Below are 24868 nucleotides of genomic sequence, written 5' to 3' on the forward strand. Positions count from 1 at the left end.
GCGAACCGGCTCCTAGGCTCTGGCCAGCTCAGGGAGGTCGCCGCTCAGGCCCAGGGCCTGTCGCACAAAGACCGCCTTGGCCTCGGGCATTTGCTCGATCACCTTGAGGCCGGTGTTGCGCAGCCAGCGCAGTGGCAGCGGATCGGCCTGGAACAGCCGTTCGAAGCCTTCCATGGCCGCCATCAGCGCCAGGTTGTGAGGCATGCGCCGGCGCTCGAAACGGCTGAGGACCTTGACCTCAGCCAGGCGCTCGCCACGATCGGCCGCTTGCAGCAGCACTTCGGCCAGTACCGCGGCATCGAGGAAGCCCAGGTTGACCCCCTGCCCCGCCAGCGGATGGATGGTGTGGGCAGCGTCGCCGATCAGCGCCAGGCCTTCGGCCACATAGCGCTTGGCATGCCGCTGGCGCAGCGGTACGCAGAGCCGCGGGTCGGCACCGAGCACCTTGCCTAAACGGCCTTCGAAGGCGCGCTCCAGCTCAACGCAGAAGCTCTCGTCGTCCAGGGCCATCAGGCGCTCGGCTTCAGTGGGCGTGGTGGACCAGACAATCGAGCACCAATCCTGCTGCCCATCCCGCACCAGGGGCAGGAAGGCCAGCGGGCCGGTATCGGTGAAGCGCTGCCAGGCGGTCATTTGGTGAGGCCGGCTGCTGCGCACGCTGGTGACAATGGCGTGGTGCAGGTAGTCCCACTCGCGGGTGGCACAACCGGTGAGGCGGCGTACCGCCGAGTTGGCGCCGTCGGCGGCGATCACCAGCGGTGCCCGCAACACTCGGCCATCGGCCAGGGTCAGCAGCCAGTCATCGCCGGAGCGGCGCATCTGCTCCAGGCGGGCATTGGCCAGCAGGCCGATATCGCATTCGTGCAGACGTTCGAGCAGGGCGTCCTGCACCACCCGGTTCTCGACGATATGCCCCAGCACCTCGGCATGCACGCTGGACGCCGAGAAGTGGATCTGCCCGGTGCCGCTGCCATCCCAGACCTGCATGTCACAGTAGGGGCTGCTGCGACGCCGGACGATGCCGTCCCAGGCGCCAAGGCGTTCGAGGATACGCTGGCTGGCCGCCGACAAGGCGCTGACCCGGGGTTCGAACGCCGACTCGGCGGCGAAGGGTTTGACACTCAAGGAGCCGCCATCGAGCAGCAGCACTTCCAGGCCGCTGCCCTGCAACGCCAGCGCCAAGGCACTGCCGACCATTCCGGCTCCGACAATCAGCACATCTGCGCGCATTTCCATGCTTTAGGCCTGTCTCGCTTGCGGCTTGCGCCGCACATAAAGGGTTTTATCGACCCGCGCCACCAGGGTGCCGGAGCCGTCATGAATCTCGACCTGCAACTGCGGCAGGTACTTCTCGCCACTGGCTGTCTGCCGGCGGATCTCGTCAAGCAGCGCCGGGTCGAGACTGAACCGGGCAAATACCGGTCCCCTGCCCGGGGCGATGAAATCGATGGCTGCCGCCTTGTCCCAGACGATGTAGTCGCGCCCCAGGTTCTCCATCAGCATCAGCATGAAAAACGGGTCCACCATCGAATACAGGCTGCCGCCGAACTGGGTGCCGACATAGTTGCGGTTGTACCAGCCCAGGCCCATGTGAACCTCGACCTCGCGAAAATCCGCGCTGATCCGGCGGACCCGCACTCCGGCCCCCAGGTAGGGTGGATACAGGCTCATCAAGCAGCGCAACAGGCGGGCCTTGCCGAACCGTCGGGTCAGCCACTCACGCATCCGGGCGAGTACCCAGGCCCATGGCCTGGCGCGCAAACCAGCGCTTGGCCGGGGGCAGCAGGTCCAGTCCGAGCAAGCCGAGGTTGCGCCCCACCGACAGCAGCGGCAGCTTGCTGCCGAACAGCCGGGTGACCTGGTCGGAGAAGCCCACGGTCAGGCTCTGGTCCAGGCGCTGGCGCTCGCGATAGGCCTGCAGCACGGCAAAATCCCCCGGCAAGCGCTCGCTGGCCAGCAAGGCATCCGCCAGGGCCTGAGCGTCACGCAGCGACAGGTTGAAGCCCTGGCCGGCAATCGGATGCAGGCTGTGGGCGGCGTTGCCCAGCACCACCAGATGGGGGCGCACCTGCTCTTCGGCCTCCACCAGGGACAGCGGATACAGATGCCGTGCCCCCACTTGTTTCAGGGTGCCCAGGCGGTAACCGAACACGCCCTGCAGTTCGCTGAGGAAACTGCGCTCATCCAGATCGGCCAGACGCTGGGCGTCCATGCCCTGGCGGGTCCAGATCAGCGCGCAACGGTTATCCGGCAAGGGCAGCAGCGCCATCGGACCATCATCGGTGAAGCGCTCGAAGGCCATGCCGTTGTGGGCTTCACTGGGGGTGATGTTGGCAATCAGCGCGCTCTGGTTGTAAGGGCGATTCCTGACCCCGATCCCCAACTGTTCGCGCAAGCCGGAGCGACCGCCATCGGCGAGCACCGCCAGGTCGCATTCCAGGGTGGTTTCGTCATTCAGGGTCAGGCGATAGCCGCCCTGCAGGGGCTCAAGGCGGGTGACTTCCGCCGGGCAGCGCCAACTGATCACGTCCTTGTCCAGGCCCTGCCACAGGCATTGGCCGAGCCAGGCGTTTTCCACCACATAGCCCAGGGCCGGAACGCCTTCTTCCATGGCCGACAAGCGCGCCGTGGAGAAGCGCCCGCGGTCGGACACGTGAATCTGCTTGATCGGCTCGGCCCGCCGGGAAATCGCCTGCCACAGGCCCAGGCGCTGGTAGATCTGCCGGGCGCCAAAGGACAGCGCCGAAGAGCGTGCATCGTAGCTGGGCTGGAAGCTGTCGCCGGGGGCGAACGGCTCGATCAGCACGATCTTCCAGCCCCGGGCCTTGGCTCCGGCCTGCAGGGCCAGGGCCAGGCTGGCTCCGACCAGGCCGCCACCGATGATGGCCAGATTGACCCGGCTCATGACGCCTGGACCCGAGCAGCGGCCATCAACGCCTCGATCTCGGCGACGCTTTTCGGCACGCCGCCCGTCAGAATTTCACAGCCCTGCTTGGTCACTACCACGTCGTCCTCGATGCGCACGCCAATGCCGCGCCACTTCTTAGCCACCTGCTGGTTGTCCGGGGAGATATAGATGCCCGGCTCCACGGTCAGCGCCATGCCGACCTCCAACACCCGCCACTCGCCGCCGACCTTGTACTCGCCGACATCGTGTACATCCATGCCCAGCCAGTGTCCGGCACGGTGCATGTAGAACGCTTTGTAGGCCTCGCTGGCTATCAGCTCATCCACCGCGCCTTCCAGCAGGCCCAACTTCACCAGACCGGCGGTGATGACCCGAACCGTCGCCTCGTGCGCCTGGTTCCAGTGCTTGTTCGGGGCGATCTCGGCAAACGCCGCTTCCTGGGCCGCCAGCACCAGTTCATAGATCGCCTTCTGCTCGGGCGAGAACTTGCCGTTGACCGGCCAGGTCCGGGTGATATCGCTGGCGTAGCAGTCGATTTCACAACCGGCATCGATCAGCACCAGATCGCCATCCTTGAGCAGGGCGTCATTCTGTTGGTAGTGCAGGATGCAACTGTTGCGCCCCGCCGCGACGATGGAACCATAAGCCGGCATCTTCGCCCCGCCCTTGCGGAACTCGTAATCCAGCTCGGCCTCCAGACTGAATTCGTGCAATCCGGGGCGACTGGCCTGCATGGCGCGGATGTGGGCCTGGGCGGATATCCGTGCGGCTTCGCGCATCACCTTCACTTCCGCCGCCGATTTATACAGGCGCATGTCGTGCAGCAGATGATCCAGGGCAACGAATTCGTTCGGCGGCTGGGCGCCAAGGTGCGCTTTAGAGCGGATCACGTTGATCCACTCCATCAAATGACGATCGAATTCAGGGTTGCTGCCCATGGCCGAATAGACCCGGTCGCGACCTTCGATCAGGCCCGGGAGAATGTCGTCGATGTCGGTGATGGGGAACGCATCGTCCGCGCCATAGTCGCGAATCGCGCCTTCCTGGCCTGCCCGCAGGCCATCCCAGAGCTCGCGCTCGGCATTGCGCTCGCGGCAGAACAGCACGTACTCGCCATGCTCGCGACCGGGCATGAGCACAATCACGGCCTGGGGCTCGGGGAAGCCGCTGAGGTACTGAAAATCGCTGTCCTGGCGGTAGACGTGCTCCACATCGCGGTTGCGAATGGCCACGGCTGCCGCCGGCAGGATCGCAATGCTGTTGGGCTCCATCTGCGCCATGAGCGCCTTGCGGCGACGACTGTATTCCGTTTTAGGGATATGAATCATGGGCAGATGCAGTTCCCTGTCGATCAGTGCAGAGAAGGCTTGGCAGCCGGTGCAACGGTCTTGTTGGTTTCGGTGAACAGCAGCAACGGCGCGACCCGCAGGTACTCCATCACTTCCATGTAGTCGCTTTCACCGTCGTCGGACTCTTCCAGCGCATCCTGGACCTGAGCGATGGCGGCAAGGTCCTGCAACACTTCAGTGGCCTCGGCGCTCAGGGCGCTGCTGTCACGGGAGTTGAGGCCGAAACCGGCGAGGAAGCCCTGGCACCACTGGCCCAGGGCCGCGGCACGCTCGGTCAGGGGAGCGTCGTCGCTGGGCAGCAGCAGGACCACGGTCATGTCGTCGCTGGTGAGTTCGCCCTTGACCATTTCCTGCAGGCCGATCAAGGCGTTGCGCACGTTGTCCTGCGGCTCGCCTTCGAGCAGCTCGGCGGCGTCAACCAGCCAGCCGTCGACCTCGAACCCGGCGCCGGCGCAGCTGCGACCCAGCAACAGGCCGTGCAATTCGGCAGGAGAAACAGGATGGCCACTGCTGCTGAGCAGGGTGGCGAAGGCGTTGTACGGGGAATTCTGAATGGGCATGGGCAGCTAGGCGCCAAGCGGCGCAATGTCTAGAATGAAGGCCTTGTATCGTAGGGCGTGTCATCATTCATTGCCAGCGCCGCGTTGCGCCTAGCGCCCCGTTACAGCGGTCCGCCGGGCCTTGGGCGACGGACAGATTGCCGACCGGACAGCACCGAATGCGCAAGGACCGTTCAGGCCACCCAGGCGCTGTCCAGCCAGTTGCCACTCATCAGACCAACTTCAGTGGGACACAATGGAAGACACCGACCTGCACGCACTGATGGCCAGACTCGAACTGCTTATTACCCGGGTCGAGCAACTAAAGAGTCAAAACGCACTCTTATTAGCTCAGGAAAAGACCTGGCGCGAGGAACGCGCGCACCTCATTGAAAAAAACGAAATCGCCCGGCGTAAGGTCGAATCGATGATTTCGCGCCTCAAGGCCCTGGAGCAAGACTCATGAGTTCAAGCAATAGCGTTACCGTGCAGATCCTCGACAAAGAATATTCGATCATCTGCCCCCAGGAAGAACGCAGCAATCTGGTGAGCGCCGCCCGTTACCTGGACGGCAAGATGCGCGAGATCCGCAGCAGTGGCAAAGTCATCGGCGCCGATCGCATTGCGGTCATGGCCGCGCTGAACATCACCCACGATCTGCTGCACCGCCAGGAGCGTCCGGATGTGCAGGCCAGCGCCACCACCCGCGAACAGGTACGGGATCTGCTGGAACGTGTTGACCTGGTCCTGGCCACCGATTCGGACGCAAGCAAAGCTGATTCCTGACAGCGGTTGCGGTATACTCGCGCCACTCCCTGGGGTGCTTGCCAGTTGGCGATGTCCCTGAGCCGATTCGCACTACCCTGGAAGTTGCACGTTGGGCTGGTGTGCATGTCCGCTAGACGGAAAGCCTTAAAGCCTGCTGCATCTTCCGCCTTGAACTTTCGGGTTCAAGGGCTAAGTCGACAGCGGTTCGCCTGGGGAGCCTGAATTGTCAGCCAATGCCAGTTATCCATGCTGGCATTGGTTTTTCCGGGTAGGCTGTTCTGCCATGTCCGACTCTCCATAGCCTCCTCCATGACCGAACCTGCGCCGCTTTCCCGCCCGCAACTTCGACGCATGCTGCGTAAAGCCCGTCGTGCCCTCACACCAGCCCAGCAACGCCAGGCCGCCCGTGACCTGTACCGCCAACTGGCGCAGAGCCCGGTGTTTCGTCGGGCCCGACACCTGTCCCTGTATTTGCCCACCGATGGCGAAATCGATCCGCGCCTGCTGCTGCGTGCCGCCCAACGCCGGGGCAAGGCCACCTACTTGCCTGTACTCAGTGCCTGGCCACGAACCAAGATGGTGTTCCAGCGCATCCGCCCTGGAGAAAAACTGCGCCCCAACCGCTTTCGCATTCTCGAACCGCGGATCAACGCCGCACGCCAGCGCAAGGTCTGGGCACTGGATCTGGTGCTCCTGCCCCTGGTGGGATTCGATGAAGAGGGAGGTCGCCTGGGAATGGGCGGTGGCTTCTACGACCGCAGCCTGGCGTACCTGGCGCGCCGCCAGAACTGGCGCAAGCCGACACTGCTGGGCCTGGCTCATGAGTGCCAGAAAGTCGCGAGACTGGATCAGGCCAGCTGGGATGTGCCGCTGCAAGGCACCGTGACGGATCAGGGATGGTACTGCGCCCGATAGACGTCGCGTTCGCTCAGCGACGCCCGGGCAGGTTCAGCGCTTGAAGGGTTGCGGCTGTTGGGCGATCTCGATCGGAGCATCGGTCTTGTTGGCCCACAAGCTTTGCGCATAACCGGTGGTTACAACGCCCAAACCGAACAAAATAACCAAAATCCATAGTAAATCCGGTTGGCGTTTCATCGATTGCCCCCCCTCGGGCAAGTCACACACGATGACAGCAACGGTTTCCATAACAGGCCGTGCAGCAGCGTCAAGCTTAAAATCCCGGCATTTTGCGATAACGTGAACCGACACGCAAACGCTGGCGTCAACCGACCGTCGGTTTGTCATAAAATCCTCCGGCAACCTGCCCAATCACCCTTTGGAGGGTAAGAAACATGGCCTATTGGCTGATGAAATCCGAGCCGGACGAACTCTCGATCCTCGGCCTGCAGCAGCTAGGCCAAGCCCGTTGGGATGGCGTACGCAACTATCAGGCGCGCAATTTTCTGCGCACCATGACCGTCGGTGATGAGTTCTTTTTCTATCACTCCAGTTGCCCGGAACCCGGCATCGCCGGTATCGGCCGGATTATAAAGGCGGCCTACCCGGACCCGACCGCCCTGGAACCGGACAGCCACTACTTCGACCCCAAGGCCAGCGCCGAAAAAAATGCCTGGAGCGCAATCGACGTGGCCCACGTGCAGACCTTCGACAAGGTCCTGCGCCTGGACTACCTCAAGCAGCAGGCCGCCCTCGCCGAGATGCCCCTGGTGCAAAAGGGCAGCCGCCTGTCGGTGATGCCGGTCACCGCCGAGCAATGGGCTGCCGTCCTCGCCCTGCTCTGAGCCTTCCCCGAGTCGCCGGGCCTGATCCGGGCCACGGCGGCAGTGGCGGTTATTTTGCCGCGATCGCCATGCAGCCTGCGGACAATAGGTTTAGTCTTGCCCCTTTCATTTGACGAGCATCAAGCGGGCGAGAGCCTGGCTCTGTCAGACTTGGACGCTATAGCCGCAGGACGCAGAATACATGTCGACGAACCACCGTTCTTCCCGCATTTTCGCTGTTTCCCTCTTGATTCTGTTGCTCGCCGCCGGTGGCTTCGGCTACTGGAAGTCCCTCCAGGATCGCCTGCCGGAAGGCCTGAGCATGGGCAATGGCCGCCTTGAGGCCACCGAGGTGCAGATCGCCAGCAAGATCCCCGGACGCCTGGCGGAAGTGCGTGTCAACGAAGGCGACAAAGTGCTCCAGGGGCAACTGCTGGCCCGCATGGATACCCGCACCCTGGAGGCCCAGCGCAACCAGGCCGAGGCCGAGGTGCTGCGGGCGCGGGAAAACCTGTCGGCCGCCGAAGCCAACGTCCAGTTGCGCCAGAGCGAACAACTGCTGGCCAACCAGGAGCTCAAGCGTTCCCAGGAACTGTTCCGCCGCGGCTTCGCCAGCCAGCAACTCATCGACCAGCAGCAAGCCCGCCTGACCACCGGCAACGCTGCGGTACTGGCCGCCCAGGCCCAGGTCGCGGCGGTCAAGGCCGCCATTGGCGCCGCTCAGGCCCAGGTGGCCCAGCTTACCAGCGAGATTGACGACAGCAGCCTGCGGGCGCCCATCGACGGCATCATTCAGTTGCGCCTGGCCGAGCCCGGCGAAGTCCTGGGTGCCGGTGGCCGGGTGCTGCTGCTGATCGACCCCAACGATCAATACATGAACCTCTATCTGCCAGCCTCGGTGACCGGTCGCCTGACCGTTGGCGATGAGTCGCGAATCCTCCTCGACGCCCTGCCCAACCAGCCACTGCCGGCGAAGATCAGCTTCGTCGCCGCCAAGTCCCAGTTCACCCCCAAAGAAGTGGAAACCCGGGACGAGCGCCAGAAGCTGGTGTTTCGGGTCAAGGTGCGCCTGACTCAACCTGCCACCGTGCCCCAGGCCAAACCGGGAATGCCCGGTGCCGGCTATGTGCGCACGGCTCCCGTGGACTGGCCGGCCAACCTGAAATGAGCGGCCTGGCGCTGCAGGCAAGCGGCATTGGCCATCGCTACGGCTCACAGCAGGCCCTGATCGATATCAGCTTCAACCTGCCGGCGGGCACCCGCTGCGGCTTGATCGGGCCGGACGGCGCCGGCAAGTCGAGCCTTCTGGGCTTGATCGCCGGGGTCAAGAAGCTCCAGCAGGGCGAGCTTGAAGTGCTCGGCGGGGCCATTTCCCAGCGCCGCCACCGCCGCAGCCTTTATCCGCGCATCGCCTTCATGCCCCAGGGCCTGGGGGGCAACCTGTACCCCGACCTGTCCATCAGCGAAAACATCCGTTTCTTCGCTACCCTGTTCGGCCTGCCCCGTGACGAATGCGAACAGCGCATGCACAGCCTGCTGCTGGCCACCGACCTGCTGCGCTTTGCCGAGCGCCCGGCGGGCAAGCTGTCCGGCGGGATGAAACAGAAACTCGGCCTGTGCTGCGCGTTGATCCACGAACCGGACCTGCTGATTCTCGACGAGCCCACCACCGGGGTCGACCCGTTGTCCCGGCGGCGCTTCTGGGAACTGGTGGAAGACGTGCGCCAGCAGCGTCCGCAACTGACCCTGCTAGTGGCCACCGCCTACATGGAGGAAGCCGAGCAGTTCGAACACTGCCTGATGCTCGACAAGGGCCGGATGATTGCCCAGGGCCTGAGCCAGGAACTGGCGAAAGTGACGGCCAGCGGCAAGCTGGATGACGCCTTCACCCACTTCCAGGGCGACACGGGCCACGACAATCAGCCGCTGGTCATTCCGCCCCGCTCCGGCGACAACCACGACATCGCCATCGAAGCCCACGAACTGACCCTGCGCTTTGGCGACTTCACCGCGGTCAACAAAGTCAGCTTCGCCATCGGGCGCGGGGAGATATTCGGCTTCCTCGGCTCCAACGGCTGCGGCAAGACCACCACCATGAAGGTCCTCACCGGACTGATGCCCGCCACCGAAGGCAGCGCCAAACTGCTGGGCAACCCGGTGGACGCCAAGGACCTGGACACCCGCAAACGGGTCGGCTTCATGTCCCAGAGCTTTTCCCTGTACGGCGAGCTCAGCGTGCGCCAGAACCTGGACCTGCATGCCCGCCTGTTCGACTTGCCACCGGCGGAAAGCGGCCCGCGCATCGAGGAACTGATCCAGCGCTTCGATCTCGGGGCAATTGCCGAGCAACAGTCCGGCGCCCTTCCCCTGGGCCTGCGCCAGCGCCTGTCCCTGGCAGTGGCGGTACTGCACCGGCCGGAAGTGCTGATCCTCGACGAGCCCACTTCCGGGGTCGACCCGGCCGCCCGTGACGACTTCTGGCGCCTGCTGATCGAGCTGTCCCGGGAACAGGGCGTGACCATCTTCCTCTCCACTCACTTCATGAACGAAGCCCAGCGCTGCGACCGCATTTCGTTGATGCACGCCGGCAAGGTACTGGCCTGCGACACGCCCGCGACGCTGCAACAGCAGTTTGCCGGCGACACCCTGGAAGCCGCCTTCGTCCGCTGCCTGGAAGACGCCCAAGGAGCCGCGGATGCAGCGCCAGCGCCGCCTCCGGCGGTTGCCTCGAGCCACGCCATCGCCCCTCCGCGCTCGGGCCTGAGCCTGGCCCGGCTGCTGGCGGTGGCCACCCGCGAAGGCAAGGAACTGCTGCGGGACAAAGTACGCCTGGGCTTCGCCCTGCTGGGGGCGATCTTCATGATGGTGATCTTCGGCTACGGCATTTCCCTGGACGTGGAGAAGCTGGCCTTCGCCGTCTACGACCAGGACCAGACACCGCAAAGCCGCGCCTATCTGGAGGCTTTTCGCGGCTCACGCTACTTCGAGGAAAAACCGAGCATCCGCAGCGCCCCTGAACTGCACCGGCGCCTGCAGCGTTCGGAGATCAAGCTGGCCCTGGAAATCCCTCCCGGCTTTGGCCGCGATCTGTATGCCGGGCGCCAACCGACAGTGGCCGCCTGGCTGGATGGCGGCATGCCGTTTCGCGCGGAAACCAGCCGCAACTATGTCGAGGCGGTCCACCAGGCCAACCTCGAACTGCTGGCTGAACACAGCAGCCCGGCACTGAACTCAAGACCTGCCGCCAAGCTGGAAACGCGCTTTCGCTACAACCAGGATGTGGTCAGCGTGAACGCCATCGGGCCCGGGGTCATGGCGCTGATCCTGGCGTTCATTCCGGCCATGCTCACCGCCCTGGGCATCGTGCGCGAGAAGGAACTGGGCTCGATCACCAACTTCTATGCCACGCCCCTGACCCGCCTGGAATTTCTCCTGGGCAAGCAGGCGCCCTACCTGGTGGTGAGCCTGATCAACCTGGGCTTGCTGGTGGCCATGAACCGCTGGCTGTTCGGCGTACCCTTCAAGGGCAGCGGCCTGACCCTGGCCCTGGGCGGGGTGCTCTACGTGCTGGCCACCACCAGCATGGGCCTGCTGATCTCGGCCTTCACCCGCACCCAGATCGCGGCAATCCTCGGCACCATGATCATCACCAGCCTGCCGACCATCCAGTTCTCCGGGTTGATCGTGCCGCGCTCGTCCCTGGAAGGAGCGGCGGCGATCATGGGCCAGCTGTTCCCCGCCGGGCACTTCCTCGACATTGCCGTCGGCACCTTCACCAAGGCCCTGGACCTGCGTGAGCTCTGGCCTCAATGCCTGGCCCTGATCGGGTTCTTCCTTGGCTTCACCGGGCTCAGCCTGGTCATGTTGAAAAAGCAGGAGGTCTGATGAACCGGCTCGCCCATATCCTGCGCCTGGGTCTCAAGGAGCTCACCAGCCTGCGCCACGACAGCGTCCTGCTGCTGTTCTTGATGTATGCCTTCACCGTGGCCATCTACATGCCCGCCGCCGGCTCGGTGATCGGGGTGCACAATGCCAGCGTGGCGCTGGTGGACGAGGACCACAGCGCACTGTCGCGACAGCTGGCCGAAGCCCTGCAGCCACCGGAGTTCCAGGCCCCGGTGTCGCTGCCCTACAACCGACTGGACGAAGTGATGGACAGCGGCCAGTACACCTTCGTGATCAACATTCCCGCCAACTTCCAGAGTGACCTGCTGGCCGGCCGCCAGCCGGCGGTGCAGGTCAACGTCGACGCCACCGCCATGAGCCAGGCGTTCATGGGCGCCGGCTACATCGGTCGAATCTTCCAGCGCGAGCTGCTCAGCTATGCCAATCAGGCGGATGCCGCGAGCAAGGCCCCGGCCCTGCTGACCACCCGCGCCCTGTTCAACACCAATCTGGAAGGCGGCTGGTTCCTGGCGGTGATCCAGATCGTCAACAACATCACCATCCTGGCCATCGTGCTCACCGGCACCGCGCTGCTGCGCGAACGCGAGCACGGCACCCTCGATCATCTGCTGGTGCTGCCGCTGACGGCGCTGGAAATCATGCTGGCGAAGGTCTGGAGCAACATGCTGGTGGTGGTGCTGTGCACCTGGATATCGCTGGAGGTGATCGTCAAGGGCGTGCTGGGGGTGCCTCTGGCGGGCTCGATGGCGCTGTTCCTGATGGTCACGGCGCTGTATCTATTCGCCAGCACCGCTTTGGGCATCTTCCTCGCCACCCTGGCCCGTTCGACCCCGCAATTCGGCCTGCTGGCGATCCCGGTGATCATCCCGATGCTGCTGCTGTCCGGCGGCAGCACACCGCTGGACAGCATGCCGCAGTGGCTGCAGTGGGTGATGCAGGGCTCGCCATCCACGCACTTCGTCAGCCTCAGCGCGGCGATCCTGTTTCGAGATGCGGGCGTCAGTGTGGTCTGGCCCGACCTGCTGGCCCTGGCGACAATCGGGCTGGTGTTCTTCGCCATCGCCCTGGCGCGCTTTCGCAAGAGCCTGGCCTCGTGAGCCACGCCTTGTAGGAGCCGGCTGGCCGGCGGAGGGGCCTCAGCCCTGCGTCGCCCTCTCGGGCGTCTTCGCTGGCAAGCCAGCTCCTACGGCGGGCAGGGTTACTGGATGATCAGGTTGTTGAACAACAGGTCTTCCACTACCGGTTTGCCGGTTTCGTCGCTCATCACTTGCTGCACCTGCTTGAGGGCTTCCTGGCGCAGCTTCTCCTTGGCCTCGACGTTGTTCATGGTCTCGGTGGTCTGCTGGGCAAACAGCGCCACCAGCTGATTGCGAATCAGCGGCTCATTGGCCTTGACCGCCTGGGCCGAGGCATCGCCGGTCACTCGCAGGGCCACGTCAGCCTTGTAGACCTTGAGCTTCGGGCCGCCATCCAGGCCGTAGTTGCCGACAAAGGGCGGGCTCAGGCTGATGTAGCTGACTTTCGGTGCTTCACCTTCTTTGGCCTCTTCGGCCATCGCTGCCATCGGCAGAGAGAGGGCCAGCAGCAACATGATCCACGCTTTCACAATTCGCTCCTTAATCCGGTTTGCGGCCTAGCATAAAGGCCCGCCCGCCTGAGCCCAAGCACAAGCTTATGGCTGCCCATCAGGGCCGGGCATGCTCGTTGACCGCCTGATTCACACTCCTACACTTATCGGCCACCAACCCCAAAGGAATAGCCCTGATGAAAGCCGTGCTGTGCAAAGCCTTCGGCCCCGCCGAAACGCTGGTGCTGGAAGAGGTCGCAAGTCCCGTGCCGAAGAAGAACGAGATCCTCCTGGACGTGCATGCCGCTGGGGTGAATTTTCCGGACACCCTGATCATCGAGGGCAAATACCAGTTCAAGCCCCCCTTCCCCTTCTCCCCGGGTGGCGAGGCGGCCGGGGTCGTCAGCGCGGTGGGCGAGAAGATCAGCCATCTCAAGGTCGGTGACCGGGTCATGGCCCTGACCGGCTGGGGCAGCTTTGCCGAACAGGTGGCGGTGCCGGGCTACAACGTGCTGCCGATTCCCGCCGCCATGGACTTCAACACCGCCGCCGCGTTCAGCATGACCTACGGCACCTCGATGCATGCCCTCAAGCAGCGCGGCAACCTGCAGCCCGGTGAAACCCTGCTGGTGCTCGGCGCCTCGGGCGGAGTCGGACTGGCGGCGGTGGAAATCGGCAAGGCCATTGGCGCCCGGGTGATCGCTGCCGCCAGCAGCGCGCAAAAGCTCGCCGTGGCCAAGGCCGCCGGCGCCGATGAGCTGATCAACTACAGCGAAAGCAGCCTGAAGGACGAGATCAAGCGCCTGACCGACGGCAACGGCGCCGACGTGATCTACGACCCGGTGGGCGGCGACCTGTTCGATCAGGCCGTTCGTTCCATCGCCTGGAACGGTCGCTTGCTGGTGGTGGGCTTTGCCAGCGGACGCATTCCCGAATTGCCGGTGAACCTGGCGCTGCTCAAGGGCGCGGCGGTGGTGGGCGTGTTCTGGGGCTCCTTCGCTCAGCGCCAGCCTCAGGACAACGCGGCGAACTTCCAGCAGCTGTTCGGCTGGTTCGCCGAAGGCAAGCTCAAGCCGCTGGTGTCCCAGGTCTATCCTCTGACCGCAGCCGCCCGGGCCATCGATGATCTGGGGCAGCGCAAGGCAGTGGGCAAAGTGGTGGTGCAGGTCCGCTGAGGCCGGCTTTCGTCAATGGGCCGCAACGCCCTTGCAGCGCTTGAGCCGTGCCTCCAGATTGCGATCCGGCATGGCGTGGCTGCGCAGGGCCTGGACCGTTTGCTCGACATAATCGCGGGTGGTGCCATAACGCCCGCAAGCGCTCTCGAACACCTGGCTCAGCACATGATCCGGCAGGTTGCCGGCATAGCTGGGCAGGTGCCGCTCCAGCACGAATCCCAGGGCCTGGACCTGGCTGCCATCCTCAAGACGGCAGTTGAGCCAGTGCGGACGGTAAGAGGGATAAGGCATTTCACGTTGCCACAGGGCATACAGCGAGGCGTCCAGATGCTCCTCAGGCAGACGGTAGGCGAAACCGCTGCAGGAGCCGCCACGATCCAGGCCGAACACCAAGCCCGGCATTTCCGGCGTGCCGCGATGCTCGTGTGACCATAGATACAGACCGCGATGATAGCCGTGCACCCGTCCGCGCATGCGCTCGACCGCCGAACACTCCGGGCGCCAGATCAATGAACCGTAGGCGAACAGCCAGACCGGACCACCCTTGTGCCGGGCCATGGTGGATTGCATGGAGCTGCGAAGTTGTTCGTGGGTCAGCTGCGGCCCCAGATCGAGCCGCGGAGGGTAAGCCAGATTCAGATAACTGGATTCAAGGGCTGTCATGGCGAATAGCGTTCGGCTCCCCGCGTAAAAGAAGTTACTTAATAGAACGCCTGGCAGTAACTACAAGACACAAAAGTTTCAAGGCAAGTTAAGTGCCATTAGAGCGGCACTCAAGTTGAAGGCTTATATATAACCTACCGGCATTTATTTAATTAGATAAATACCGATGGGCTATATACAGAGTTATAAAGAACAGCCCCGATCAGATGCCGTCAGGGGCGCGGAGCGTAGGCGAACACGTCGGCCCGCATCTGATGGGCGTCCATCCCGGCATTCACCAATGCGTCCAGGGTGGCGTAGATCATGGCCGGCGAGCCGCTGGCATAGACATGCACCGAGGACAGGTCGGTGATGTCCTCGCACACTGCCTCGTGCAGCATGCCGCAGCGTCCCTCCCAGCCGCACAGGTCGCTGACCACCTTGTGCAGGTACAGGTTGGGCAACTGCTGCCATTCATCCCAGTGTTCCAGCTGGTAGAAGTCTTCCGGCCGGCGCACGCCCCAATACAGATGCACCGGGTGCTTGAAGCCCTTGGCCCGGCAGTGCTCGATCAGGCTGTGCATCTGCGCCATGCCGGTCCCGGCGGCGATCAGCACCAGCGGACCGTCCGGCAGCTCGGCCAGGTGGGTATCGCCGAACGGCATCTCGATCCGCGCCATGCGCTCGCGTTGCAACTGCTGCATCAGGCTTTGCGCACTGTTTTCGCGCACCAGTACGTGCAACTCCAGATCCCGCCCGCAATGGGGCGCCGAAGCCAGGGAGAACGCCGACTTCTCGCCGTTATCGCGCTCCAGCATCAGGTACTGGCCCGCGTGATAGCGCGGTGGCTTGCCGGCCGGCGCTCGCAGCCTGACCCGCCAGACATCGCCGCCGACTTCCAGGCATTCAGTGAGCTGACACGACAGGCTGCGCACCGGCAACTCTCCCAGCGCAAGGACGCCATCCCACAGCACGATGCAGTCTTCCAGCGGCTCTGCAATGCAAGTGTAGAACTCGCCGTGATCACGCACATCGCCGGCTTGCTGCACGCTGCCCTCCACCAGCAGCGCGGCACACACATGACAGTTGCCATTGCGACAGCTTTGCGGGCATTCATAGCCCAGGCGCCGCGCCGCATCGAGAATCCGCTCGCCGGGCAGCGTCTCAAGCACTGCTCCGGAGGGCTGCAAGGTTACACGCATCAATCTATTCCTAACTGATTCCAGATGGCATCGATCCGGCGGGTGACCGCCTCATCCTTGACAATGACCCGGCCCCACTCTCGGGTGGTTTCTCCGGGCCACTTGTGAGTGGCGTCGAGCCCCATCTTCGAACCCAGGCCTGACACCGGCGAGGCGAAGTCGAGGTAGTCGATCGGGGTGTTGTCGATCATCACCGTGTCGCGCTTGGGGTCCATGCGCGTGGTGATGGCCCAGATCACGTCGTTCCAGTCCCGGGCATTGATATCGTCGTCGGTGACGATAACGAACTTGGTGTACATGAACTGTCGCAAAAACGACCAGACACCCAGCATCACGCGCTTGGCGTGGCCCGGGTACTGCTTCTTCATGGTCACCACCGCCATGCGGTAGGAGCAGCCTTCGGGCGGCAGGTAGAAGTCGGTGATCTCCGGGAACTGCTTCTGCAGGATCGGCACGAACACTTCGTTCAACGCCACGCCGAGGATCGCCGGCTCATCCGGTGGCCGGCCGGTGTAGGTACTGTGGTAGATCGGCTTGGTGCGATGGGTGATGCGCTCCACGGTGAACACCGGGAAGCTGTCGACCTCGTTGTAATACCCCGTGTGGTCGCCATAGGGACCTTCATCGGCCATCTCGCCGGGATGGATCACCCCCTCAAGAATGATTTCGGCAGTGGCCGGCACTTGCAGGTCGTTGCCGCGGCACTTCACCAGCTCGGTGCGGTTGCCCCGCAGCAGGCCGGCGAAGGCGTATTCGGAGAGGCTGTCCGGCACCGGGGTCACCGCGCCGAGAATGGTTGCCGGATCCGCGCCCAGGGCCACGGACACCGGGAACGGCTTGCCCGGGTGCTTCTCGCACCATTCGCGGTAATCCAGCGCGCCGCCACGGTGGCTCAACCAGCGCATGATCACCTTGTTGCGGCCGATCACCTGCTGACGATAGATGCCCAGGTTCTGCCGGTCCTTGTTCGGCCCCTTGGTCACCGTCAGGCCCCAAGTAATCAGCGGCCCGACGTCGCCGGGCCAGCAGGTCTGCACCGGCAGCATGCCCAGGTCGACGTCGTCGCCCTCGATCACCACTTCCTGGCAGACCGCGTCCTTGACCACCTTGGGCGCCATGGAAATGATCTTGCGGAAGATCGGCAGCTTGGACCAGGCGTCCTTGAGCCCCTTGGGCGGTTCGGGCTCCTTGAGGAAGGCCAGCAGCTTGCCGATTTCCCGCAGTTCGCTGACGGCTTCGGCGCCCATCCCCAGGGCCACGCGCTCGGGGGTGCCGAACAGGTTGCCGAGCACAGGAATGTCATAACCGGTGGGGTTTTCAAACAGCAGGGCCGGGCCTTTGGCACGCAAGGTGCGATCGCAGACCTCGGTCATTTCCAGCACAGGGGACACCGGGACCTGGATGCGCTTGAGTTCCGAGCGCTGTTCCAGGCCGCTGATAAAGTCGCGCAAGTCGCGATACTGCATGCGTGAGCCTCGTTTTCGCCGTGGCATTCGGGGCAGGCAGTTTAGCGCCGAACCCACAGGTTCAGAATAGAGAATGTCAGATAGCAAAAAGCCGGGTTTCCCCGGCTCTTGCTGGCCTGATCGATTTACTTGCGCTTCATCGACAGGAAGAACTCATCGTTGGTCTTGGTCTGTTTCAGCTTGTCGACCAGGAACTCGATGGCAGCGACTTCATCCATGGGATGCAGCAACTTGCGCAGGATCCACATGCGCTGCAGCTCGTCATCGGCGGTCAGCAGCTCTTCGCGGCGGGTGCCGGACTTGTTGATGTTGATGGCCGGGAATACGCGCTTCTCGGCAATACGGCGGTCCAGGGGCAGCTCCATGTTGCCGGTACCCTTGAACTCTTCGTAGATCACTTCATCCATCTTCGAGCCGGTTTCAACCAGCGCGGTAGCGATGATGGTCAGCGAGCCGCCTTCTTCGATGTTGCGCGCAGCACCGAAGAAACGCTTCGGCTTCTCCAGGGCGTGGGCATCGACACCACCGGTCAGGACCTTGCCGGAGCTCGGGATCACGGTGTTGTAGGCGCGGGCCAGACGGGTGATGGAGTCCAGCAGGATCACCACGTCCTTCTTGTGCTCGACCAGGCGCTTGGCCTTCTCGATCACCATCTCGGCCACTTGCACGTGACGGGTTGGCGGCTCGTCGAAGGTGGAGGCGACCACTTCGCCGCGCACGGTGCGCTGCATCTCGGTCACTTCTTCCGGACGCTCGTCGATCAACAGCACGATCAGATGAACTTCTGGGTTGTTGCGCGTGATGTTCGCAGCAATGTTCTGCAGCATGATGGTCTTGCCCGCCTTCGGCGGAGCAACGATCAGACCACGCTGGCCCTTGCCGATCGGCGCGCACAGGTCGATGACACGACCGGTCAAGTCTTCGGTGGAACCGTTGCCGGCTTCCATCTTCATACGCACGGTCGGGAACAGCGGCGTCAGGTTTTCGAACAGAATCTTGTTCTTGGCGTTCTCGGGACGGTCGTAGTTGATGGTATCGACCTTGAGCAGCGCGAAGTAACGCTCGCCTTCCTTGGGAGGGCGGATCTTGCCAACGATGGTGTCACCGGTGCGCAAGTTGAAGCGACGGATCTGGCTTGGCGAGACGTAGATATCGTCCGGGCCGGCCAGGTAGGAGGCGTCGGAGGAGCGGAGGAAGCCGAAGCCGTCCTGGAGGATCTCCAGCACGCCATCACCGGAGATTTCCTCACCGCTTTTCGCGTGCTTTTTCAGCAGGGAGAAAATCACGTCCTGCTTGCGCGAACGGGCCATATTTTCTATGCCCATCTGTTCGGCCAATTCGAGCAGTTCGGTAATCGGCTTTTGCTTGAGTTCAGTCAGATTCATATAGGAATGACGTAATCATTTATAGAGGGGGGAAATTAAGCTTTTGGCTTAATGAGGCCGCGCCGCAGAGAAGGCGACAGGATCGCGTACTTATTCGAAAAGGAGAGCGTCGGCGACAGCTTGCAGGGGGCACTGGAGAAACCAGTGCGGGGCCGAATGTAACACCTGAGTTTCGGAGCGTCTAGCCCTCAATTACGAAAAAGCCCCGCATTTTGCGGGGCTTTTCCAGGGCACTGAAATCGACGCTTAGATGTTGGCGTCGAGGAAAGCGGCCAATTGCGACTTGGACAGTGCGCCGACCTTGGTGGCCTCGACGTTGCCGTTCTTGAACAGCATCAGAGTCGGGATACCACGCACGCCGTGCTTGGCCGGGGTTTCCGAGTTTTCGTCGATGTTCAGCTTGGCAACGGTCAGTTTGCCTTTGTAGGTTTCAGCAATTTCGTCCAGAACCGGAGCGATCATCTTGCATGGGCCGCACCACTCAGCCCAGTAGTCGACCAGTACAGCGCCTTCGGCTTTGAGTACGTCGGTCTCGAAGCTGGCGTCGCTGACGTGTTTGATAAGATCGCTGCTCATGGAATTCTCCAGGTTGTAAGCAAAAAAACGTGGCCCATCATATCTGCCCTTCCCGCGTTCAGGAAGCCGGAGATGATTGACTCTCACTATGGTCCCCCATGAGTTTGGGTATAGCTCAGCTCAGGAAGATGCGGGGGTGACAAAGGCGATTCCAGTGCGCAGGGCAGCATTGCGCACATGCTCCTGCATGGCCTTGTGTGCCGCTCCGGAAGCGTGCCGGACCAGGGCACGGAGGATCTTGCGATGCTCCTGCCAGGTTTCCATGGCGCGCTCGGGTCGGATGAACGGTAGCTTCTGACTCTCCAGGAAGATCTCGGCACTGGCGCTGAGGATGCTCAGCATCGCCTGATTGCCGCTGGCCAGGAGGATCTTCTGGTGAAACTCGAAGTCCAGCCGCGCCGCCGCCTCGAAATCCCCGGCCCGCAACTCACGGCGCATGGCCTGCACATTATCTTCCAGGGCATCCAGCTCATCGGCGGTCAGGGTCACCGCCGCCAGGCCCGCAGCGAACCCCTCCAGGGCATAGCGCAACTGAAAGATATCCACCGGCGAGGCCTGGGCGGCGAACGGCCAGCTCAATCCGGCACCGGCCGGAACCGTTTCAGGTGCCTGGACGAACACCCCCTTGCCCGGCTGCACACTGATCAGCCCCAGGGCGCTCAAGGAGGACAGAGCCTCGCGCAGCGACGCCCGGCTGACCCCCAATTGCACCGCCAGCTCCCGCTGCGAGGGCAGCGCATCCCCCGGACCGAAGCCCCGTTCGATGATCAATTGGCGAATGGCTTGCAGGGCCAGTTCGGGTACGGCACGGGTGATCGAATTCATGGATTGGCGGCTGACCGGTGCAGGAAAAGCTCCCTTGTAAAGCTATTCGCCGAACCCGGCAAGTCGTGCCCCACGGGGGTTCGGCGCGGCCCCGCGATGCTCGATCCAGGTGCGAAAAAAAGCCCAACTGTTCAGACCAGTAAGACCGAAAAAACCACTGAAAACCGCGTATCCACGGCCTTTTCCCGGTATTGGCATGGCCTGTGCTCTGTCGCCACACAGCATTCACTTCCCAAGACTTGCGGAGATTCGCCATGACCAAACGCTGTTGCGCCCTGCTCTCTGCCCTGTTCGCCAGCCTGCTGCTGAGCCAGGCCCCGGCCCAGGCCAGCGCCCTGGACGACGTGATCGCCCGCGGCACCCTCAAGGTGGCCGTGCCCCAGGATTTCCCGCCGTTCGGCTCGGTAGGCCCGGACATGCAGCCCCGCGGCCTGGACATCGACACCGCACGCCTGCTGGCCGAACAGCTCAAGGTCAAGCTGGAGCTGACTCCGGTCAACAGCACCAACCGCATCCCGTTCCTCACCACCGGCAAGGTCGACCTGGTGATTTCCAGCCTCGGCAAGAACCCGGAACGGGAAAAGGTCATCGACTTCTCCCGGGCGTACGCGCCCTTCTACCTCGCGGTGTTCGGCCCGCCCGACGCCGCCATCGCCAGCCTCGACGACCTCAAGGGCAAGACCATCAGCGTCACCCGCGGCGCCATCGAGGACATCGAGCTGACCGCCGTGGCGCCCCAGGGCGCGACCATCAAGCGCTTCGAGGACAACAACTCGACCATCGCCGCCTACCTCGCCGGCCAGGTCGACCTGATCGCCAGCGGCAACGTGGTGATGGTCGCCATCAGCCAGCGCAACCCGAAACGCATCCCGGCGATGAAGATCAAGCTCAAGGACTCGCCGGTCTACGTCGGGGTCAACAAGAACCAGCCGGAGCTGCTGGACAAGGTCAACCAGATCCTCACGGCCGCCAAGGCCGACGGCGCCCTGGAGAAAAACTCCCAGCAGTGGCTCAAGGAGCCGCTGCCGGCCGACCTTTGACCGCCCTCCCGGAGCTTGAGCATGGCTTATCAGTTCGACTTCCTGCCGGTGCTGGAAAACACCGGCCTGCTGCTGCGCGGCGCGCTGTTCACCCTGGAGCTGACCGCCATCGGCACGCTGCTCGGGGTCAGCCTGGGGATCATCGGCGCCCTGGTGCGGGCCTGGAGGATTCAGCCCCTGGCGGCGGTGTTCGGCGTCTACGTCGAGCTGATCCGCAACACCCCGTTCCTGGTGCAGCTGTTCTTCATCTTCTTCGGCCTGCCGTCCCTGGGCCTGCAGATTTCCGAGTGGCAGGCGGCCGTGCTGGCCATGGTGATCAACCTCGGCGCCTATTCCACGGAAATCATCCGCGCCGGCATCCAGGCGATCCCCAAGGGCCAGCTGGAAGCCGCCGCGGCGCTGGCCATGAGCCGTTTCGAGGCCTTTCGCCACGTGGTGCTGCTACCGGCCCTGGGCAAGGTCTGGCCGGCCCTGTGCAGCCAGATCATCATCGTCATGCTGGGCTCGGCGGTGTGCTCGCAGATCGCCACCGAAGAGCTGAGCTTCGCCGCCAACTTCATTCAGTCGCGCAACTTCCGCGCCTTTGAAACCTACGCCCTGACCACCCTGATCTACCTGTGCATGGCCTTGCTGATCCGTCAGTTGCTGAACTGGATCGGTCAGCGCTACATCCTGAGGAACAGCCAATGAGCGACTTCAGCTTCTGGGACATCCTGCGCAACCTGCTCAGCGGCCTGCAGTGGACCCTGCTGCTGTCCCTGGTGGCCTTTATCGGCGGCGGCCTGATCGGCCTGCTGATCATGACCCTGCGGATCTCCGACAAGGGCTGGGCCCGCTCCTGCGCCCGCACCTATATAGAACTGTTCCAGGGCACACCGCTGCTGATGCAGCTGTTCCTGGTGTTCTTCGGCATCGCCCTGCTGGGGGTGGATATCTCGCCCTGGCTGGCCGCCGCCATCGCCCTGACCCTGTTTACCAGCGCCTACCTGGCGGAGATCTGGCGCGGCTGCGTCGAGTCGATTCCCCACGGTCAGTGGGAGGCCTCGTCAAGCCTGGCCCTGAGCCCTTATGAACAGCTGCGCCACGTGATCCTGCCGCAAGCGTTGCGCATCGCCGTGGCGCCCACCGTGGGCTTCTCGGTGCAGGTGGTCAAAGGCACCGCGGTGACCTCGATCATCGGTTTCACCGAGCTGACCAAGACCGGCAGCATGCTGGCCAACGCCACCTTCGAGCCCTTCATGGTCTACGGCCTGGTGGCCCTCGGTTACTTCCTGCTCTGCTACCCCCTGTCCCTCAGTGCCCGCTACCTGGAAAGGAGACTGCATGCCTCTGCTTAGAATTTCCGCCCTGCATAAATACTACGGCGACCACCATGTGCTCAAAGGCATCGACCTGAGCATCGAGGAAGGCCAGGTGGTGGCGATCATCGGACGCAGCGGCTCGGGCAAGAGCACCCTGCTGCGCACCCTCAACGGCCTGGAGTCGATCAACGACGGGGTCATCGAGGTCGACGGCGAATACCTGGATGCCGCCCGCGCCGACCTGCGCAGCCTGCGACAGAAGGTCGGCATGGTGTTCCAGCAGTTCAATCTGTTCCCCCACCTGAGCGTGGGCGAGAACGTGATGCTGGCCCCGCAGGTGGTACAGAAGGTGCCCAAGGCCCGGGCTGCCGAGCTGGCGCGGCAGATGCTGGCGCGGGTCGGCCTGGCGGAGAAGTTCGACGCCTTTCCAGACCGGCTGTCCGGTGGCCAGCAACAGCGAGTGGCGATTGCCCGGGCCCTGGCGATGTCGCCCAAGGTGCTGCTGTGCGACGAGATCACCTCGGCCCTGGATCCGGAGCTGGTCAATGAAGTGCTCAGCGTGGTGCGCCAACTGGCCCGGGACGGCATGACCCTGATCATGGTCACCCATGAAATGCGCTTTGCCCGGGAGGTCGGCGACAAACTGGTGTTCATGCACCAGGGCAAGGTGCACGAAGTGGGCGATCCGAAGCAATTGTTCGCCCACCCGCAGACGGCCGAGCTGGCGAACTTCATTGGCAGCACCGAGCAGGCTTGAGGCGGCCCGGTCGCAGGGGCCGGCAGGTCGGCGAACAGTGACAGCAGCGCCTGGCGCAGGTTTTGTGCGTTGAATCAACGCATTGGACACTGCGCGTTGGCGCAGGCCGTTGATCGTGGCAGGATGGCGAGGTTATCGACCGAGACCCCCAACCATGCCCCAATCCCAAGCCAAGAATCTGTCCCTGATCGCCGCGATCGATCTGGGCTCCAACAGCTTTCACATGGTCGTGGCCAAGGCCCGGAACGGTGAAATCCGCATTCTCGAGCGGCTCGGTGAAAAGGTTCAACTGGCCGCCGGCATCAACGAAGAACGCCAGCTCAACGAAGAATCCATGCAGCGCGGGCTCGACTGCCTCAAGCGCTTCGCCCAACTGATCAATGGCATGCCGCCGGGCACGGTGCGCATCGTCGGCACCAACGCCCTGCGCGAGGCGCGCAACCGTGGCGAGTTCATTCGCCGCGCCGAAGAGATCCTCGGCCACCCGGTGGAGGTCATCTCCGGCCGTGAAGAGGCCCGGCTGATCTACCTCGGGGTGTCCCACACCCTGGCCGATACCCCGGGCAAGCGCCTGGTGGCCGACATCGGCGGCGGCAGTACCGAATTCATCATCGGCCAGCGCTTCGAACCGCTGCTGCGCGAAAGCCTGCAAATGGGTTGCGTGAGCTTTACCCAGCGCTACTTCCGCGACGGCAAGATCACCCCGGCCCGCTACGCCCAGGCCTACACCGCCGCGCGCCTGGAGATCATGAGCATCGAGCATGCCCTGCATCGCCTGACCTGGGACGAAGCCATCGGCTCGTCCGGGACCATCCGCGCCATCGGCCTGGCCCTCAAGGCCGGCGGCCAGGGCAGTGGCGAAGTCAACGCCGAAGGCCTGGCCTGGCTCAAGCGCAAGCTGTTCAAGCTGGGGGATGCCGAGAAGATCGACTTCGAAGGCATCAAGCCCGATCGCCGGGCGATCTTCCCGGCGGGCCTGGCGATTCTCGAAGCGATCTTCGACGCCCTGGAACTGCAACGCATGGACCACTGCGAAGGCGCCCTGCGTGAAGGCGTGCTCTACGACCTGCTGGGCCGTCACCACCACGAAGACGTCCGCGAACGCACCCTCAGTTCGCTGATGGAGCGTTACCACGTCGACCTGGAACAGGCCTCGCGAGTCGAAGGCAAGGCCCTGCGCGCCTTCGACCAGGTCGCCGCGGACTGGGACCTGGAAGACGGCGTCTGGCGCGAACTGCTGGGCTGGGCGGCCAAGGTCCACGAAGTGGGCCTGGACATCGCCCACTACCACTACCACAAGCACGGCGCCTACCTGATCGAGCACTCGGACCTGGCCGGATTCTCCCGGGAAGACCAGCAAATGCTGGCGCTGCTGGTACGCGGCCACCGCCGCAACATTCCCAAGGAGAAATTCGCCGAGTTCGGCGACGACGGCATCAAGCTGATCCGCCTGTGCGTGCTGCTGCGTTTCGCCATCCTGTTCCACCACATCCGTGGCACCCAGCAGATGCCCCAGGTGAGCCTGCGCGCCCAGGGCGACCACCTGGATCTGGAGTTCCCGGAGCACTGGCTGGATGAGAACCAGCTGACCCAGGCCGACTTCGCCCTGGAAGCCGAATGGCTGACCCGGGTCGGCATCGTGCTCAACGTCCGCTGACCCTGCCACGGACCTGTAGGAGCCGGCTTGCCGGCGAAGAGGCCGCGAAACCTTGCATCACTCGCAGGGACGTCTTCGCTGGCA

At 63.6% G+C, this 24868-nt stretch carries 26 protein-coding genes and 1 other RNA gene; 14 read left to right on the plus strand and 13 right to left on the minus strand.

All coding sequences use genetic code 11. From position 1 onward, the window contains the following. Positions 1 to 12: 12 nt before the first annotated feature. From PST29_RS29115 to PST29_RS29135, 5 genes are read right to left on the minus strand one after another with little or no spacing between them, the layout of a single operon-like run. A complete protein-coding gene (locus tag PST29_RS29115; protein ID WP_173664448.1) occupies positions 13 to 1230 on the minus strand; it encodes a 2-octaprenyl-3-methyl-6-methoxy-1,4-benzoquinol hydroxylase in 1218 nt (405 codons plus the stop codon). A gap of 9 nt (positions 1231 to 1239) precedes the next feature. Then, on the minus strand, positions 1240 to 1725 hold the full coding sequence (locus PST29_RS29120; RefSeq protein WP_060844931.1) for a DUF4442 domain-containing protein: 486 nt from the start codon (positions 1723 to 1725) through the stop codon (positions 1240 to 1242). Further along, positions 1718 to 2905 carry a 2-octaprenyl-6-methoxyphenyl hydroxylase gene (ubiH, locus tag PST29_RS29125; protein ID WP_060844932.1) on the minus strand — a complete coding sequence of 396 codons (1188 nt, stop codon included), beginning with the start codon at positions 2903 to 2905 and terminating at the stop codon, positions 1718 to 1720. Before ubiH ends, PST29_RS29120 begins: the two co-directional genes overlap by 8 nt. Beyond that, entirely contained in the window at positions 2902 to 4236 is a 1335-nt protein-coding gene (gene pepP, locus PST29_RS29130; RefSeq protein ID WP_060841640.1) for a Xaa-Pro aminopeptidase, read from the minus strand. Before pepP ends, ubiH begins: the two co-directional genes overlap by 4 nt. 23 nt (positions 4237 to 4259) lie before the next feature. Beyond that, the gene (locus tag PST29_RS29135; protein ID WP_016962903.1) at positions 4260 to 4817 is read right to left on the minus strand and encodes a YecA/YgfB family protein; all 558 of its coding nucleotides are present in this window, start codon (positions 4815 to 4817) and stop codon (positions 4260 to 4262) included. A gap of 235 nt (positions 4818 to 5052) precedes the next feature. Between PST29_RS29135 and PST29_RS29140 the strand changes: the two genes are divergently transcribed. From PST29_RS29140 to PST29_RS29155, 4 genes are all read left to right on the plus strand, one after another. Further along, entirely contained in the window at positions 5053 to 5262 is a 210-nt protein-coding gene (locus PST29_RS29140) for a TIGR02449 family protein (RefSeq protein WP_011064144.1), read from the plus strand. Beyond that, positions 5259 to 5582: a cell division protein ZapA gene (locus PST29_RS29145; protein ID WP_016962902.1), complete on the plus strand. Its 324-nt coding sequence runs from the start codon at positions 5259 to 5261 to the stop codon at positions 5580 to 5582. Before PST29_RS29140 ends, PST29_RS29145 begins: the two co-directional genes overlap by 4 nt. 23 nt (positions 5583 to 5605) lie before the next feature. Then, positions 5606 to 5784: non-coding RNA, 6S RNA (gene ssrS / locus PST29_RS29150), on the plus strand. Positions 5785 to 5873: 89 nt separating this feature from the next. After that, the gene (locus PST29_RS29155) at positions 5874 to 6479 is read left to right on the plus strand and encodes a 5-formyltetrahydrofolate cyclo-ligase (RefSeq protein ID WP_060844933.1); all 606 of its coding nucleotides are present in this window, start codon (positions 5874 to 5876) and stop codon (positions 6477 to 6479) included. A gap of 33 nt (positions 6480 to 6512) precedes the next feature. Here PST29_RS29155 and PST29_RS32300 read toward each other — a convergent pair whose 3' ends face one another. Further along, positions 6513 to 6659: a hypothetical protein gene (locus PST29_RS32300; RefSeq protein WP_085984450.1), complete on the minus strand. Its 147-nt coding sequence runs from the start codon at positions 6657 to 6659 to the stop codon at positions 6513 to 6515. Between the two features lie 197 nt (positions 6660 to 6856). On the opposite strand from PST29_RS32300, the gene PST29_RS29165 reads away from it, so the two are divergent. From PST29_RS29165 to PST29_RS29180, 4 genes are all read left to right on the plus strand, one after another. After that, the gene (locus tag PST29_RS29165) at positions 6857 to 7306 is read left to right on the plus strand and encodes an EVE domain-containing protein (RefSeq protein ID WP_060844934.1); all 450 of its coding nucleotides are present in this window, start codon (positions 6857 to 6859) and stop codon (positions 7304 to 7306) included. Between the two features lie 181 nt (positions 7307 to 7487). Continuing rightward, the gene (locus tag PST29_RS29170) at positions 7488 to 8453 is read left to right on the plus strand and encodes an HlyD family secretion protein (RefSeq protein WP_060844935.1); all 966 of its coding nucleotides are present in this window, start codon (positions 7488 to 7490) and stop codon (positions 8451 to 8453) included. Then, positions 8450 to 11170 carry a ribosome-associated ATPase/putative transporter RbbA gene (gene rbbA, locus PST29_RS29175; protein WP_060844936.1) on the plus strand — a complete coding sequence of 907 codons (2721 nt, stop codon included), beginning with the start codon at positions 8450 to 8452 and terminating at the stop codon, positions 11168 to 11170. Before PST29_RS29170 ends, rbbA begins: the two co-directional genes overlap by 4 nt. Then, positions 11170 to 12288 carry an ABC transporter permease gene (locus tag PST29_RS29180; RefSeq protein ID WP_060841645.1) on the plus strand — a complete coding sequence of 373 codons (1119 nt, stop codon included), beginning with the start codon at positions 11170 to 11172 and terminating at the stop codon, positions 12286 to 12288. Before rbbA ends, PST29_RS29180 begins: the two co-directional genes overlap by 1 nt. Positions 12289 to 12389: 101 nt before the next feature. Here PST29_RS29180 and PST29_RS29185 read toward each other — a convergent pair whose 3' ends face one another. Then, positions 12390 to 12797, minus strand: coding sequence for a flagellar basal body-associated protein FliL (locus PST29_RS29185; RefSeq protein WP_060841646.1), 408 nt, complete (start codon positions 12795 to 12797; stop codon positions 12390 to 12392). Between the two features lie 158 nt (positions 12798 to 12955). Here PST29_RS29185 and PST29_RS29190 point away from each other — a divergent pair, with 158 nt between their 5' ends. Then, on the plus strand, positions 12956 to 13933 hold the full coding sequence (locus PST29_RS29190; protein WP_060844937.1) for an NADPH:quinone oxidoreductase family protein: 978 nt from the start codon (positions 12956 to 12958) through the stop codon (positions 13931 to 13933). 12 nt (positions 13934 to 13945) lie between these two features. On the opposite strand, the gene PST29_RS29195 is transcribed toward PST29_RS29190, so the two are convergent. The 6 genes from PST29_RS29195 to PST29_RS29220 all read right to left on the minus strand — a co-directional run bounded on the left by PST29_RS29195 (position 13946) and on the right by PST29_RS29220 (position 20029). Continuing rightward, positions 13946 to 14596 (minus strand): gamma-glutamylcyclotransferase, encoded by a 651-nt coding sequence (locus PST29_RS29195; protein WP_060844938.1) that lies wholly within the window; start codon positions 14594 to 14596, stop codon positions 13946 to 13948. A 212-nt stretch (positions 14597 to 14808) separates the two neighbouring features. Next, on the minus strand, positions 14809 to 15777 hold the full coding sequence (locus PST29_RS29200) for a CDP-6-deoxy-delta-3,4-glucoseen reductase (protein WP_060841649.1): 969 nt from the start codon (positions 15775 to 15777) through the stop codon (positions 14809 to 14811). Continuing rightward, positions 15777 to 17243 carry a 4-hydroxy-3-polyprenylbenzoate decarboxylase gene (gene ubiD / locus PST29_RS29205; RefSeq protein ID WP_060841650.1) on the minus strand — a complete coding sequence of 489 codons (1467 nt, stop codon included), beginning with the start codon at positions 17241 to 17243 and terminating at the stop codon, positions 15777 to 15779. Before ubiD ends, PST29_RS29200 begins: the two co-directional genes overlap by 1 nt. A gap of 125 nt (positions 17244 to 17368) precedes the next feature. Next, positions 17369 to 18628, minus strand: a complete 1260-nt coding sequence (gene rho / locus PST29_RS29210; protein ID WP_016967176.1) for a transcription termination factor Rho — start codon at positions 18626 to 18628, stop codon at positions 17369 to 17371. A 246-nt stretch (positions 18629 to 18874) separates the two neighbouring features. Beyond that, positions 18875 to 19204: a thioredoxin TrxA gene (gene trxA / locus PST29_RS29215; protein WP_060841651.1), complete on the minus strand. Its 330-nt coding sequence runs from the start codon at positions 19202 to 19204 to the stop codon at positions 18875 to 18877. A gap of 120 nt (positions 19205 to 19324) precedes the next feature. Continuing rightward, positions 19325 to 20029, minus strand: a complete 705-nt coding sequence (locus PST29_RS29220; protein ID WP_060844939.1) for a FadR/GntR family transcriptional regulator — start codon at positions 20027 to 20029, stop codon at positions 19325 to 19327. Positions 20030 to 20283: 254 nt separating this feature from the next. On the opposite strand from PST29_RS29220, the gene PST29_RS29225 reads away from it, so the two are divergent. From PST29_RS29225 to ppx, 5 genes are all read left to right on the plus strand, one after another. Beyond that, positions 20284 to 21069 carry a transporter substrate-binding domain-containing protein gene (locus tag PST29_RS29225; protein WP_060841653.1) on the plus strand — a complete coding sequence of 262 codons (786 nt, stop codon included), beginning with the start codon at positions 20284 to 20286 and terminating at the stop codon, positions 21067 to 21069. A 21-nt stretch (positions 21070 to 21090) separates the two neighbouring features. Further along, positions 21091 to 21759 (plus strand): amino acid ABC transporter permease, encoded by a 669-nt coding sequence (locus PST29_RS29230; protein ID WP_060844940.1) that lies wholly within the window; start codon positions 21091 to 21093, stop codon positions 21757 to 21759. Further along, the gene (locus PST29_RS29235; protein ID WP_060844941.1) at positions 21756 to 22406 is read left to right on the plus strand and encodes an amino acid ABC transporter permease; all 651 of its coding nucleotides are present in this window, start codon (positions 21756 to 21758) and stop codon (positions 22404 to 22406) included. The genes PST29_RS29230 and PST29_RS29235 overlap by 4 nt, the downstream gene beginning before the upstream one ends. Next, entirely contained in the window at positions 22393 to 23127 is a 735-nt protein-coding gene (locus tag PST29_RS29240) for an amino acid ABC transporter ATP-binding protein (protein ID WP_060841656.1), read from the plus strand. The genes PST29_RS29235 and PST29_RS29240 overlap by 14 nt, the downstream gene beginning before the upstream one ends. 154 nt (positions 23128 to 23281) lie before the next feature. Then, complete coding sequence (gene ppx, locus PST29_RS29245; protein WP_060841657.1) at positions 23282 to 24784, plus strand: exopolyphosphatase; 1503 nt, start codon at positions 23282 to 23284, stop codon at positions 24782 to 24784. Positions 24785 to 24868 lie beyond the last annotated feature (84 nt).

The sequence above is a fragment of the Pseudomonas sp. St29 genome (assembly GCF_001547915.1).
GTDB lineage: Bacteria > Pseudomonadota > Gammaproteobacteria > Pseudomonadales > Pseudomonadaceae > Aquipseudomonas.